12 protein-coding genes and 1 tRNA gene are annotated in these 12,196 nt (G+C 69.1%); 4 read left to right on the forward strand and 9 right to left on the reverse strand.

Annotation, left to right across the window (positions count from 1 at the left end):
• Positions 1–129: 129 nt before the first annotated feature.
• The 4 genes from ACGF12_RS32680 to ACGF12_RS32695 form a co-directional block, all read right to left on the reverse strand.
• Complete coding sequence (locus tag ACGF12_RS32680) at positions 130–1,965, reverse strand: bifunctional metallophosphatase/5'-nucleotidase (protein WP_393038221.1); 1,836 nt, start codon at positions 1,963–1,965, stop codon at positions 130–132.
• 285 nt (positions 1,966–2,250) lie between these two features.
• Positions 2,251–2,886, reverse strand: coding sequence for a hypothetical protein (locus tag ACGF12_RS32685; protein ID WP_393038224.1), 636 nt, complete (start codon positions 2,884–2,886; stop codon positions 2,251–2,253).
• The gene (locus ACGF12_RS32690) at positions 2,873–4,507 is read right to left on the reverse strand and encodes an extracellular solute-binding protein (protein ID WP_393038226.1); all 1,635 of its coding nucleotides are present in this window, start codon (positions 4,505–4,507) and stop codon (positions 2,873–2,875) included. Before ACGF12_RS32690 ends, ACGF12_RS32685 begins: the two co-directional genes overlap by 14 nt.
• 8 nt (positions 4,508–4,515) lie before the next feature.
• Entirely contained in the window at positions 4,516–5,610 is a 1,095-nt protein-coding gene (locus ACGF12_RS32695; protein ID WP_393038229.1) for a substrate-binding domain-containing protein, read from the reverse strand.
• 280 nt (positions 5,611–5,890) lie between these two features.
• On the opposite strand from ACGF12_RS32695, the gene pyk reads away from it, so the two are divergent.
• The 3 genes from pyk (at position 5,891) to ACGF12_RS32710 (ending at position 8,087) form a co-directional block, all read left to right on the forward strand.
• Complete coding sequence (gene pyk / locus ACGF12_RS32700) at positions 5,891–7,321, forward strand: pyruvate kinase (protein WP_393038232.1); 1,431 nt, start codon at positions 5,891–5,893, stop codon at positions 7,319–7,321.
• Positions 7,322–7,431: 110 nt separating this feature from the next.
• A complete protein-coding gene (locus ACGF12_RS32705) occupies positions 7,432–7,791 on the forward strand; it encodes a type II toxin-antitoxin system RelE/ParE family toxin (RefSeq protein WP_393038235.1) in 360 nt (119 codons plus the stop codon).
• Positions 7,788–8,087, forward strand: a complete 300-nt coding sequence (locus ACGF12_RS32710) for a helix-turn-helix domain-containing protein (RefSeq protein ID WP_393038238.1) — start codon at positions 7,788–7,790, stop codon at positions 8,085–8,087. The genes ACGF12_RS32705 and ACGF12_RS32710 overlap by 4 nt, the downstream gene beginning before the upstream one ends.
• A 12-nt stretch (positions 8,088–8,099) precedes the next feature.
• On the opposite strand, the gene ACGF12_RS32715 is transcribed toward ACGF12_RS32710, so the two are convergent.
• The 3 genes from ACGF12_RS32715 to ACGF12_RS32725 form a co-directional block, all read right to left on the reverse strand.
• A complete protein-coding gene (locus ACGF12_RS32715; protein ID WP_393038241.1) occupies positions 8,100–8,873 on the reverse strand; it encodes a transcriptional regulator in 774 nt (257 codons plus the stop codon).
• A 7-nt stretch (positions 8,874–8,880) separates the two neighbouring features.
• The gene (locus tag ACGF12_RS32720) at positions 8,881–9,666 is read right to left on the reverse strand and encodes a helix-turn-helix domain-containing protein (RefSeq protein ID WP_393038244.1); all 786 of its coding nucleotides are present in this window, start codon (positions 9,664–9,666) and stop codon (positions 8,881–8,883) included.
• Positions 9,667–9,785: 119 nt separating this feature from the next.
• Positions 9,786–9,860: transfer RNA gene (locus ACGF12_RS32725), tRNA-Leu, on the reverse strand.
• 66 nt (positions 9,861–9,926) lie between these two features.
• Between ACGF12_RS32725 and ACGF12_RS32730 the strand changes: the two genes are divergently transcribed.
• Entirely contained in the window at positions 9,927–10,613 is a 687-nt protein-coding gene (locus ACGF12_RS32730) for an ANTAR domain-containing response regulator (protein ID WP_380609388.1), read from the forward strand.
• A 54-nt stretch (positions 10,614–10,667) separates the two neighbouring features.
• On the opposite strand, the gene ACGF12_RS32735 is transcribed toward ACGF12_RS32730, so the two are convergent.
• Both ACGF12_RS32735 and ACGF12_RS32740 read right to left on the reverse strand, forming a co-directional pair.
• Positions 10,668–11,384 carry an ABC transporter ATP-binding protein gene (locus ACGF12_RS32735; RefSeq protein WP_393038247.1) on the reverse strand — a complete coding sequence of 239 codons (717 nt, stop codon included), beginning with the start codon at positions 11,382–11,384 and terminating at the stop codon, positions 10,668–10,670.
• The gene (locus tag ACGF12_RS32740; RefSeq protein WP_393038267.1) at positions 11,381–12,193 is read right to left on the reverse strand and encodes an ABC transporter ATP-binding protein; all 813 of its coding nucleotides are present in this window, start codon (positions 12,191–12,193) and stop codon (positions 11,381–11,383) included. Before ACGF12_RS32740 ends, ACGF12_RS32735 begins: the two co-directional genes overlap by 4 nt.
• Between the last annotated feature and the right edge of the window lie 3 nt (positions 12,194–12,196).

The raw sequence follows: 12,196 nt of genomic DNA on the forward strand, positions 1-12,196 counted from the left end.
TGGTCCCGCGGTTCGTCGCGCCGGCGGCGGTGTTGCGGCCGCCCCCCCGCCGGCCCCCCCCCGCGGCCGGGCGGCGCGCCCCCGGGGGGGGGGGGGGCGCCCCCCCCCCCCCGCCTCGGTGGGGTACGACTAGAACACCGGCTGGCCGGCGCGGACCAGGCGCCAGGAGTTGGTGAAGAAGTCGGCGGGGTCGATGACGCCCTTGGCCTTGACCCAGGCGATCATCGTGTTGCGGATCTCGTCGGAGTTCGCCCAGATCGCCTTGGCGTTGGCGACGTGCGGGAAGTTGCCGCCGCCGTTGGCGCGGTAGTTGTTGACGGCGAGCACGAACTGGGCCGCCGGGTCGATCGGCTTGCCCTGGTAGCTGAGGTTGACGATCCGCTGGCCCTTGGGCTGGGCGATGTCGATGTCGTAGCTCAGGCCGTAGATCGAGTCGTAGTTGTAGTCCGGGGTGGTCTCGGCGCCGGTCATGGCGTCCTTGTCGACCGGGGCGCCCGGGGCGAGCTGGTAGTAGAACTTCGCCGAGAACTCCAGGTAGTCCTTGAGCTGGGCACCCGTCAGGATGCGGGCCTCCAGGGTGTTCTCGTAGATGTACAGGCCCGCGGCGTCGCGCAGCTTGACCTGGCCGGACGGGATCAGCGCGGTGCGGTTGAAGGGGGCGGCCTGGGCCAGGACCGGGAGGTTGGCGTACTGCCCGCCCGCCAACGCGGCCTTGACGGCGTCCGCCTGGACCTTGCCGATCAGGTCGATGATCGGGGTGGCCTTGAACCGGGCCTCGGCGATCGACAGCTCGATCTTGCTGGTGCCGATGTTCTGGTTGACGTACTCCACGACCTTCTTGTGCTGCCCGAGGATCGCGTCCGAGATCTCCGGGTTCTCCGGCACGGTGTTGGAGTTCAGCACCCGGGAGGAGACCGAGGCGACCTTCCAGCGGCCGTCGACGAACTCGACCTCGAAGTCGAAGCAGCTCAGGCGCTGGCCCCAGCACAGCGGCTCGGAGAGCACGACCGTCTTGCCGGTCTTCTTGTTGACGATGAGGCGCTGCGCGACCTCCTTGTGGGTGTGGCCCACCAGCACCGCGTCGATGTCCGCGACCGTCTCGGCCATCTCGCCGGAGGCGTCCTCGGGCCAGGGCAGCTGGTCGCCGTAGGTGGTCGGCTCGTCGATGCCGGAGTGGGCGGAGACCACGATGACGTCCGCGCCGGCCGCCTTCATCCGGGGCACGTACTTGGCGGCGGTCTCCACGATGCCCGGGAAGACCATCTTGCCGCTGACGTTGGCCTTGTCCCAGATCGCGATGCCCGGGTTGGTCAGGCCGAGGATGCCGACCTTCAGCGGGGTGTCCTCGTCCAGCCACACCTCCTTGATCACGTACGGCTTGAAGGCCGGCTTCTCGTTCTTCGCGTGCAGCGCGTTGGCGCCCAGCAGCGGGAACTCCAGCTGGTCCTCGAAGGCCTTCACGGTCGGGATGCCGTAGTTGAACTCGTGGTTGCCGAGCGCGGCGGCGTCGTAGCCCATGAGGTTCATGGCGACGGCCATCGGGTGGTCCGGCACGTTGTTGCCGTCGGTGGCGATCGGCTCGATCCGGGCGTAGTAGTAGGTCAGCTGGGTGCCCTGGATGATGTCACCCGAGTCGATCAGCAGGCAGCGGTCCCAGCCCTTCTCCTCGCGGACCTGGTTGGCCAGGGTGGAGATCTTGGCGAGGCCGACCGCGTTGTGGGCCTTGTCGACGTACTCCGCGTCGGTGAAGTAGTCCCAGTTGAGCACCCGGCCGTGCAGGTCGGTGGTGCCCATCACGGTGAAGGCCTGGCGGCGGGGCTGGCGCTTGTCGCCCTTGGCGGCCGCCGTGCCCGGCTCGGCGGCCGCGGCGGCGGGGGCGGCGGCGACGACGGCTCCGCCGGCCAGGGCGGCGCCGGCGGCGGTGGCTGCGGACCGGGTGACGAAGTCACGGCGGTTCAGGGACATGGACGACTCTCCCGAGTGGGGACGACGGCGGATGGGCCGTCAACTTGTTTACGTACGAGGTGCGTGGCGCGTGCGCGAACGCGATGACGCGCGTAGAAGGACGCGCGTAGAAGTGTGCCGTGCGGCCGGGCGGATGGGTAGCCCCTCGACCTTTCCAACAGGTGAGATCTTGGCGACTCGTTCGTGACCGTGGTGGGCGGAGAAGGGGGCGGTATGGGGTCGGGACGGCCGAAATCGGGCCACCCGGGGTCCGGTTCGCCGGGTTCCGGCCAACCGGACCCCGAGTCAGCCGAGGTCGGCGGAGAGCTGCTTCACCTCGCGGCCGAGCTCCGCCGCCGGGTCCGGCGCGTCCGGGCCCGCCCAGGGCAGCCAGGTCCGCGCCCGCAGGTACCCGTCCACCGCGACCGGCAGGCGGTGCCGGACGATCCGGTCCGCCACCGGCCCGGGGCCCGCCTCGCGCAACGCCGCCAGCAGGGCGTCGACCCCGGCGGAGGCGGGCAGCGGAACGGTGCCCAGGTAGACGGCGAGCGCCTCCAGCTCCGGATCGGGCTCCGAGGGCTCCGGGGACTTCGGGTCCGGTACGGGCGTGGGCACCCGCAGCTGTCCCGTCGGCTTCGGCGGTACCCGGGGCTTCGGCGGCACCCCGTGCGCCTCGCCCGGAACCGGCGGGCAGGTCGGCCCCGGCGGCTCGGGCGGGTCGGGTGGATCCGGAGGGCCGGGCGGGTCGGGCTGCTCGGGCGGGCCCGGGGTCAGCAGCGCGCCGACCCCGTACAGCCCGGCCACCACCCCGGGCCACCAGGCCCCGCCTAGCCCGGCGAAGTGCAGCCCCAGGCCGACGGCGCCGCCCGCGCAGCCGACCAGGTTCCGGGCCGACTCCAGGTACCGCAGGGCCTGCCGGCCGAACCCGTCACTGGTAGCCACGGATCTCCTCGAACACCCCGTCCAGCGAGCCGCCGCCGTCGAACAGCTTGCCGCCGCTGATGTCCGCGACCCCCTGCAGCTGACTGACCGCCGCCTCGCCGAACTTGATCGGGAACACCGGGATCGACTTCTCGGCGGCCGGCAGCCCGTCGTGGAAGCGCTTGAAGTCGCCGTCCGTGGCGCCCTCGTTGCTCTCCCCGTCGGTCATCAGCACGATCGAGGTGAACCGGTCGTCGTTCGCCGCCTTCTGCTGACGCTCGATCACCGCGTACGCCTGCTCCAGCGAGTCGTACAGCGCCGTCCCGCCCGAGGCCGACAGCGACTGCACGTCCGCGTTGATCGACGCCAGCTCCGCCTCCGGGCCCGGCTGGGCGCCGGAGGCCGGGACGGCGTGCGTCTTCGTCCACTTCACCTGGGAGGCGAAGGAGATCAGCGTCACCTCCTCGCGGTCCCGGAAACGGCGCACCCCGCGGGTGTCGTCCGTGCCGGTCAGCCGGCTCAGCGCCGCCTTCAGCGAGGTCAGCCGGGAGCCCTCCATCGAGCCCGAGGTGTCCAGCACGTACACCGTCCGCGACGGGCGGCGCAGCTCGTTCTGGTACGAGGCCAGCAGCCCGTCCGCCACCGTCCGGGTGCCCGGGAACGGCAGCTCGCGGCGGCGGTCGGTGGGCAGCCCGGCGGCCGGGGCGGTGCCCGCCGTCACCGGGCGGCGCAGCGTCACCTCGGAGATCCGTTGCTGCACCTCCGGCTTCAGCAGGTAGGAGGTCAGCTTCTGGAAGGACTCGCGCTCGCTCGGCGCGGCCGAGGACAGCAGCGACAGCGGGTAGTCCGCCGAGATCACGCCGTCCTGCGGACGCACCACGGTGAGCTGCTGCTCGGGCGGCAGGGTCTTGTTCAGCGACAGCAGCACCGACTCGTAGTTGACCAGGGCGCCCACCTTGCCGGGCTCGGCCTTGGTGTAGGCCTGCGCCAGCCAGCCGGAGGAGCCGGAGGTCAGCTTCTGGCCCTTGAAGAACTGCTTCAGCTGCGGGGTCGCCTTCTGCACGTCCTCCTCGGTGAGCGCGGCGCCCGCGCCGGAGAAGGCCGCCGCCACCGCGACCAGGGTGGAGAAACCGGAGTTGGAACGCGACGGGTCGGACATCCCGTACGACAGCTTCCCGGCCGACGCCGCGTCGCCGATCTGCGCCCAGGTGACCTTCGAACCGTCACCCCAGCCCAGGTCGTTCAGCACCGAGGAGCGCACCCCGACGGCCACCGGGGAGACCATCACCGGGGTCTCCGACAGCACCTTGGACTTCCCGGCCGGGTCCAGGCGCAGGTACTGGTTGGACGGGAACCAGACCGCGTCGTACTTGCCGTCCGCCCGCCCCGAGGAGACCGCGTCCGCGCCGTCCAGGGTGCCCGTCCAGGCGAACTGCACCGTCACCCCGGTGGCCTTCCCGGCCTCGTCCAGGACCGGCTGCAGGTCCTGCAGTTCACTGCCCGCCAGGATGCGCAGCACCCCGGGCCGGGCGGTCCCGTTGACCGTGGGACCTGGGGCGGGCTTGGGGCTGGAGGAGGTGCAGGCGGAGGCCGTCGCGAGCACGGCCGCGAGGCCGACGGTGATCCAACTCGGCCGCCTCATCGGGACGTTCACTTCGGGTTCCCCTTCGCCGCGGCGGTCAGCTTGAGCAGGTTGTCCAGCGACGGAACGGGCGACTGCTTCACCCGCGCCGCGTTCAGGTCCTGGGCGAAGACCGGCTGCTTGCCCTGCACCAGCTCGGCGAAGGCGCCGGGACGGGCCTGCGGGCGGAAGCCGAACCTGGCCTCCAGGGTGCGCAGCGCGTCGTCGTCCTGGAGCAGGGCGGCGAGCTTCCGGCCGCTGTCGGTGCGGGCGATGATGGTGTGGTCGGAGTAGACCGTGGTGTCCGGGTACATCACCACCGTGTCATCGGTCGGCTGGCCCTGCGCCGTCATCGCGGCGACCTGGGACTCGTACCCGAACAACAACGGATTGCCGACGCCCGCCTGGAAGTCCCGGAACGGCTCGTCGCTGCTGCTCTTCTGGCCGCCCTGCATCGCGGTCGCCTGGTACAGCACCTGCCGGGCGGCGTCGACGCCCGCGTCGTCGGAGACCACCTGGTGGTTGTTCAGGATGTACGACAGCAGGGCGATGTACAGCGCACCGGAGGAGGAACTCTCCGGGTCGGTGGTCGTGACGAAGATCGGGCCGGTCAGATCGCCGTGGCCCTGGGTGCCCACCAGGTCCTGCCACTTGCTCTTCGCCGTGAGGTCCTTGACGTACTCGTCCATCTTGAACGTCCAGACCTTCGAACTCTCGTCCTGCGAGGCCAGGTTGTTGTCCTTGAGGATCTTCGCCACCGGCGCGTGCGCCACCACCACCAGCGGCGAGTAGAACGGCACCAGCGGAGAGTCCTGCTGGCCCCAGTTGCGCTGGATCTCGCGGGCCGGGGCGGTGCTCGCCGGGAAGGCGAAGTCCAGGCCAGAGCTGCTCTTCGCCTGTTCGCTCATCGTCCACGAGCCGGTCGAGTCGGCGTGCACCTCCACACCCTGCTTGGCCAACTCGGCTTTCACATCCGGGCTTTCGAAGAAGGCGCGCTTCTCCGAACCGATCAGCCCGGTGACCGTGACCAGCTTCTTCGGGTCCGGCCCGTCGTCCGGGACCAGTGCGTAGATCACCCCGCCCAGCAGCACTAAGGCCGCGAGCACCCCCAGAGCGCGTCTCATGCCGAGCGCCTCCCCCTCGTCCGCTCCGTCATCCGGGTGGTCACCCGGGGGTGACGAGCGTCCCGCCGGGCGGGGAGCACGGACGGAAGGGACGGTGAACCAGGGGTGAACACCGCTTCACGGAATCGTATCGGTCGAGGAGCCGGAGGGGGTGTCAGTACGGCCGTCGCACACCGGTCCGAGGGCGTGTCAGATTGTTCAACTCGCCTTACGCCAAAGGTCATCCCACGGTCCCGACCCGCGTCGCGGTTACGCGCCGGTAATGCCTACCCTCAGCAGTATGCGCCGAGCAAAAATCGTCTGCACCCTCGGGCCCGCCACCGACTCGTACGACCAGATCAAGTCCCTGGTCGACGCCGGGATGGACATCGCCCGATTCAACCTCAGCCACGGCACCCACGCCGAACACGAGGAACGCTACCGCCGCGTCCGCAAGGCCGCCGACGAGACCGGCCGCAGCGTCGGCGTCCTCGTCGACCTTCAAGGCCCGAAGATCCGGCTCGACACCTTCGCCCACGGACCGGTACTTCTCGAACGCGGCGACGAGTTCACCATCTCCACCGACAAGGGCGTCGTGGGGGACAAGGACATCTGCGGCACCACCTACGCCGGACTCGCCGGCGACGTCAGCCGCGGCGAACGCATCCTCGTCGACGACGGACGGGTGACGTTGGAGGTCGTCGCCGTCGACGGACCCCGGGTGCGGTGCCTCGTCATCGAAGGCGGGCTCGTCTCCGACCACAAGGGCCTCAACCTCCCCGGCGTCGCCGTCTCCGTCCCCGCACTCAGCGACAAGGACGTCGCCGACCTGCGGTGGGGGCTGCGCGCCGGAGCCGACCTGATCGCCCTCTCCTTCGTACGGAGCGGGCGCGACATCGAGGACGTCCACCGGGTGATGGCCGAGGAAGGGCGGCACGTCCCGGTCATCGCCAAGATCGAGAAGCCCCAGGCGGTCGAGAACCTGGACTCCATCGTGGACGCCTTCGACGGCATCATGGTGGCCCGCGGCGACCTGGGCGTGGAGATGCCCCTCGAACAGGTCCCGCTCGTTCAGAAGCGCGCCATCAAACTGGCCCGGCGCAACGCCAAGCCGGTCATCGTGGCGACCCAGATGCTCGACTCGATGATCAACGCCTCCCGGCCGACGCGTGCGGAGGCCTCCGACGTCGCCAACGCGGTGCTGGACGGGTCGGACGCGGTGATGCTCTCCGGGGAGACCTCGGTGGGCAAGTACCCGGTCGAGACGGTCAAGACCATGGGCCGCATCATCGAGGCCGCCGAGAACGACATCCTGGCGGCCGGCCTGCCCCCGCTGACCGCCGGCAGCAAGCCGCGGACCCAGGGCGGCGCCGTCGCCCGCGCGGCCGCCGAGATCGGCGACTTCCTGCACGCGAAGTACCTGATCGCCTTCACCCAGTCCGGCGACACCGCCCGCCGGCTGACCCGCTACCGGTCGCCCATTCCGGTACTCGCCTTCACCTACGAGCCCGCTGTGCGCAGCCAACTCGCCCTCACCTGGGGCGTCGAGACCTTCCTCGGCCCGTTCGCCCCGACGACGGACCAGATGGTCGAACAGGTCGACGCCGCGCTGCTGTCGCTCGGCCGCTGCCAGAAGGGCGACATCGTCGTCATCACGGCCGGCTCCCCGCCCGGCCTCGCCGGCTCCACCAACCTCGTCCGCGTCCACCACGTGGGGACCCTGGACGCCTGAGCGCTGATCGAACGGTCATACGCGGGTGGCATCCCTCGTCGGGAGGGATGCCACCCGTTTGCTGTCGGTTTTGAGTGAGGCGACTCTGGCGCGCTCATAACATCTGTGTTATGACTTGGGGAGAAGTGGAGCTCGAACCGGAGGTCCGGGACTGGATCCGCGCGCTGAGCCAGGACGACCAGGAAACGGTCGCGTTCTACGTCGAACTGCTCGCCGTCCGTGGACCACTGCTCGGAGAACCGCACAGCAGGCAACTCGATGGCAAGCTCCGGGAGCTGCGCTTCCATCTGAACGAACTGGACATGCGCATCACCTACTGGATCGCGTCAGGCAGGAGGATCATTCTGCTGACCGTGTTCCGCAAGACGCGCATGCGAGAGACCAGTGAGGTCGACCGCGCGAGGCGGGCACTTCACCGCTGCGTGGCCGAGCGGCACACCGCTGACGAAGACGAGGAGTGGGCGAGATGAGCGAGCGCACATCCTGGCGCGCCATGCGCGAGGAGATCATGAATCGCCCCGGAGCTGGCGCGGCCTACGAGGCCGCCCGGATCCGCTTCGAGCTCGGCGAGACAGTCCGGCTGCGCCGCGAGGCCCTCGGCATGACCCAGGCGCAGCTGGCGGCGGCGACCGGAATGCAACAGCCGGCGGTGGCCCGCTTTGAGGCGGGCGGGACGATGCCCACGATCGTGGTCCTGGAGCGGCTCGCCGAAGCGCTCGGGATGCGGCTCAGTGTGGAGATGCAGCCCCTCGACAAGGCGAGCTGAGCTGCGTCGCTGTCAGTGCTTGGGGCCGATGTAGCTGTCCATGAGGACCACGGATTCCTTGCGGGCGATGGAGATGTTGGTGGCACCGTTCGACCGCGAGGCCGGCTTCCACTGGATGCCGACCGCGTCGAGAGTGGCAGTGAAGAGACGGATGATGTCCGCTGAGGTATTGGTGAAGAAATACCGTGGGTACTCGTAGCGCTTCGTGACGCCGCCGACCGTGCGGGTCGTCCAGTTGGTGATGCGGCAGCCGTCGGAGTGGATGAGGCCGCGCAGGAACTGCCAGGGGTGGGCGTCCACGATCTCCCGCTGCCAGGGCGCGAGCGTGATCGGGCGTAGGTGCTTCGGGCCGGGGCCGTGCTGGGGTAAGAGGCAGGGCCAGTGCTTGCTGGTGCTCACGACGCTGGTGCAGCCGGGTGCATGGACGCGCATCACCTTGTTGTGCGGCATGACGGCGGAGACGGCGCGCTCGCACTCGTCGATGAGCCCGGGCCAGGAGTCGCAGCAGGCGATGCGGAGGGCGTAGACCTTGCGGCGGCCCTCACTGATGCAGCCGTCGCCGAGGTAGAGGCCGAGCAGGTAGGCGTAGTCGGCGCGCGGGCGGGACGGGTCGAGGCGGCCGTTGCTGATCGGGCATTCGGCGGTCATGCGCGGACTGGGGACGGCACCGGATGCCCACTCGCGGATCGCGAAACGGGAGACTCCGGTCGCGCGGCTGACTTGGCTGAAGGTCAGTCCGGATGTGTGGAGGTCGAGCGCGCGCTGCCGCGTGGCCATGTCGTACATGGCGCTGTCAGTGCTTGGGGCCGATGTGGGCGTCCATCAGGGCGACGGAGTCCTTGCGGGCGATGGAGATGTTGACCTGGCCGGTCGGGCGGGGGATCGAGGCCTTCCACTGGACGCCGACGGCGTCGAGGGTGGCGGTGAAGAGGCCGATGATGTCGGTCGAGGTGTTGGTGAAGAAATAACGCGGGTACTCGTAGCGGCGGACCTCACCCCGGACGGTCTTGGTCGTCCAGTTGGTGATCCGCGTGCCGTCCGAGTGGATGAGGCCGCGCAGGAATTCCCAGGGGTGGGCGTCCACGATCTCCTGCTGCCAGGGCTCCAGGGCTATGGTGCGCTCGTGCTTCTTACCGGGGCCGTGCTGGGGGAAGTAGCACGGAAGGTGCTTCGAGTACACCTTGACGTTGTGGCAGCCGGGCCGCCGCACCCTGCAAGGGGTCAGGGTGGGAAGAACCTGCCGCATCGCCGCCTCGACGGCATCCATGATGCCGGGCCACTTGTCGTCGCAGGTTATGAAGAGGCTCGGAACTCGATGCTGCTTCGGGTGGCTGATGTGACCGTCGCCCAGGTAGAGCCCGAGCAGGTATGAGTACGCGGGACGGTTCAGGTCGTCGCCGTAGCAGTGCAGGCAGTTGGAACGCTTGCGGCCGGGGAGTTCGCCGCGCTTGGCAAGATCGCGGTGCTTCCACCAGGAGACCGTGCCAACGGGAACACCAAGTCGGCGGGCGGTCTCGGCGGTGCCGGTGCCGCAGCGCAGGAGGTCGACAGCCCGTTCGCGCACAGAGAGCTCGTACATGCGACCGAGCGTGTGCGAACCCGGCAAGAAAGTCTGGCGAACGGTCGAACCTTCACTCGAATCGGTGAAGATCGCCAACCATTGTCTGGCCAGAGGATTCCTTCAAATCGAAGGAAAAGTGCCCCGAGTGGGATTCGAACCCACACTGTATGGTGTTTGAGACCATTGCCTCATGCCAATTGGGCTATCGGGGCCTACGATTTGAAGGCGATTGCCTCGGCGTCGTGTCTCAAACATACCGTGTCTAGGTACCCTCGTGCATGCAGTACCCCGCCGGAACTAGGAGCCCCGTGAGCACCGCCGACGAGCAGGCACAGCCGCTTGAGACCGATTCGCCCCAGATCACCCGGATTGTGATCGCCGAGGACGAGGCGCTGATCCGCCTCGATCTGAAGGAGATGCTCGAGGAGGAGGGGTACACCGTCGTCGGCGAAGCTGGGGACGGGGAGACGGCGGTGCGGCTCGTGGAGGAGCTGAAGCCGGATCTGGCGATCTTCGATGTGAAGATGCCGGTCCTGGACGGGCTCTCCGCCGCCGAGCAGATCCACGAGAAGCACCTGGCTCCGGTCCTCATGCTGACCGCGTTCTCGCAGCGGGAGCTGGTGGACCGGGCTCGTGACGCCGGGGCGATGGCGTACATCGTGAAGCCGTTCTCCAAGTCGGACCTGGTGCCGGCGATCGAGATGGCGGTGTCGCGGTACACCGAGATGCGGGCGCTGGAGAAGGAGATCGGGGATCTCACCCAGCGGCTGGAGACCCGGAAGCTGGTGGACCGGGCGAAGGGTGTGCTGCAGACGAAGTTCGGGCTGAACGAGCCGGCCGCGTTCCGGTGGATCCAGAAGACCTCGATGGACCGGCGGATGACGATGGCGGCGGTGGCCGAGGCGGTCATCGAGGAGGGCGAGGCCCAGGACCGCAAGAAGGCGGAAGAGGGCAAGTCCGAGTAGCACGGACATGAGGAAGGGCCCGGCGGATGATTCCGCCGGGCCCTTCAACGTATTTCAGTCCTCGCCGAGGTAGGCCTTGCGGACGGACTCGTCGTGCAGCAGGTCGGCGCCGGTGCCCGAGAGGACGATGCGGCCGGTCTCCATGACGTAGCCGCGGTCGGACAGCGACAGGGCGGCCTGGGCGTTCTGCTCGACGAGCAGGATGGTCGTGCCGCTCGCCTTGAGCTCGACGATGGTGGACATGATCTTCTGCATCATCAGCGGCGAAAGACCCATCGAGGGCTCGTCGAGCATGAGCAGCTTGGGCTGGGACATCAACGCCCGCCCCATGGCGAGCATCTGCTGCTCACCGCCCGACAGCGTGCCCGCCGCCTGCTTGCGCCGTTCGCCGAGGATGGGGAACAGCGAGTACGCCCGTTCCACGTCGGCGGCGATGCCGGCCGTGTCGGAGCGCAGGAAGGCACCGAGGAGGAGGTTCTCCTCGATGGTCATGCGGGGGAAGATGTGCCGGCCCTCGGGGGAGTGGGCCAGGCCGAGGGCGACGATCTTGTGGGCGGGGACGGTCGAGAGGTCCTGGCCGTCGAAGGTGATCCGGCCGGCGGTGGGCTTGAGCAGGCCGGAGAGGGTGCGCAGGGTGGTGGTCTTGCCGGCGCCGTTGGTGCCGATGAGGGTGGTGACCTCGCCCTGGTTGACGGTGAAGCTGATGCCCTTGACGGCCTCGATCTTGCCGTAGGCGACGCGGAGGTCCTGGACCTCGAGGAGTGCGGTCACTGGTCGGTCTCCGTAGCGGTCTCCGAGACACCCGTGTCTTCGAGCGGGGCGCCGAGGTAGGCGGTGATGACGCGTTCGTCGTTCTGGACGGTCTCGCGGTCGCCTTCGACGATCTTCTGGCCCTGGACCAGGACGGCGGTCCGGTCGCAGAGGTTGAAGATGAAGCGCATGTCGTGCTCGATGACGAGGATCGAGACGCCCTTGTCGCGGATGGCGAAGACGAGTTCCTCGGCGGCCCGGGTCTCCTGGGGGTTCATGCCCGCGGTGGGTTCGTCGAGCAGGAGCAGCCCGGGGTCGGAGGCGAGGGCGCGGGCGATCTCCAGCTTGCGCTGTTCGCCGTAGGGGAGGTTGCGGGCGAGGTGGTCGGCCTTGTCGGCGAGGCCGGTGAAGGCGAGGAGTTCCATGGCCTTCTCGCGGCTCTCGGCTTCGGCGCGGTGGTAGCGGGGGCCGCGGAGGATGGCGGCGAAGATGCCTTCCTTGGTGCGGCTGTGGCGGCCGACGAGGACGTTCTCCAGGACGGTCATGTTGGCGAAGAGCCGGATGTTCTGGAAGGTGCGGGCGATGCCAGCCTGGGTGACGAGGTGGGGTTTGGGGGGCAGTTGGGTGCCGCGGTAGCGGACGGTGCCCTCGGTGGGGACGTAGAGGCCGGTGAGGCAGTTGAAGAAGGTGGTCTTGCCGGCGCCGTTGGGGCCGATGAGGCCGATGATCTCGCCCTCGCCGACGGTGAGGGAGACGTCGTTGACGGCGGTGAGGCCGCCGAAGCGCATGGTGACGCCGGTGACGTCGAGCAGTGGCGTTGCGGTGGTCATCGG

The organism is Kitasatospora sp. NPDC048296 (genome assembly GCF_043201815.1).
GTDB lineage: Bacteria > Actinomycetota > Actinomycetes > Streptomycetales > Streptomycetaceae > Kitasatospora.

Coding starts and splice junctions, on each gene's coding strand:
- ACGF12_RS32730 (WP_380609388.1), top strand. CDS start 9,927: ATGCAGTACCCCGCCGGAACTAGGAGCCCCGTGAGCACCGCCGACGAG.
- ACGF12_RS32695 (WP_393038229.1), bottom strand. CDS start 5,610: ATGAGACGCGCTCTGGGGGTGCTCGCGGCCTTAGTGCTGCTGGGCGGG.
- ACGF12_RS32740 (WP_393038267.1), bottom strand. CDS start 12,193: ATGACCACCGCAACGCCACTGCTCGACGTCACCGGCGTCACCATGCGC.
- pyk (WP_393038232.1), top strand. CDS start 5,891: ATGCGCCGAGCAAAAATCGTCTGCACCCTCGGGCCCGCCACCGACTCG.
- ACGF12_RS32705 (WP_393038235.1), top strand. CDS start 7,432: ATGACTTGGGGAGAAGTGGAGCTCGAACCGGAGGTCCGGGACTGGATC.
- ACGF12_RS32690 (WP_393038226.1), bottom strand. CDS start 4,507: ATGAGGCGGCCGAGTTGGATCACCGTCGGCCTCGCGGCCGTGCTCGCG.
- ACGF12_RS32680 (WP_393038221.1), bottom strand. CDS start 1,965: ATGTCCCTGAACCGCCGTGACTTCGTCACCCGGTCCGCAGCCACCGCC.
- ACGF12_RS32720 (WP_393038244.1), bottom strand. CDS start 9,666: ATGTACGAGCTCTCTGTGCGCGAACGGGCTGTCGACCTCCTGCGCTGC.
- ACGF12_RS32710 (WP_393038238.1), top strand. CDS start 7,788: ATGAGCGAGCGCACATCCTGGCGCGCCATGCGCGAGGAGATCATGAAT.
- ACGF12_RS32715 (WP_393038241.1), bottom strand. CDS start 8,873: ATGTACGACATGGCCACGCGGCAGCGCGCGCTCGACCTCCACACATCC.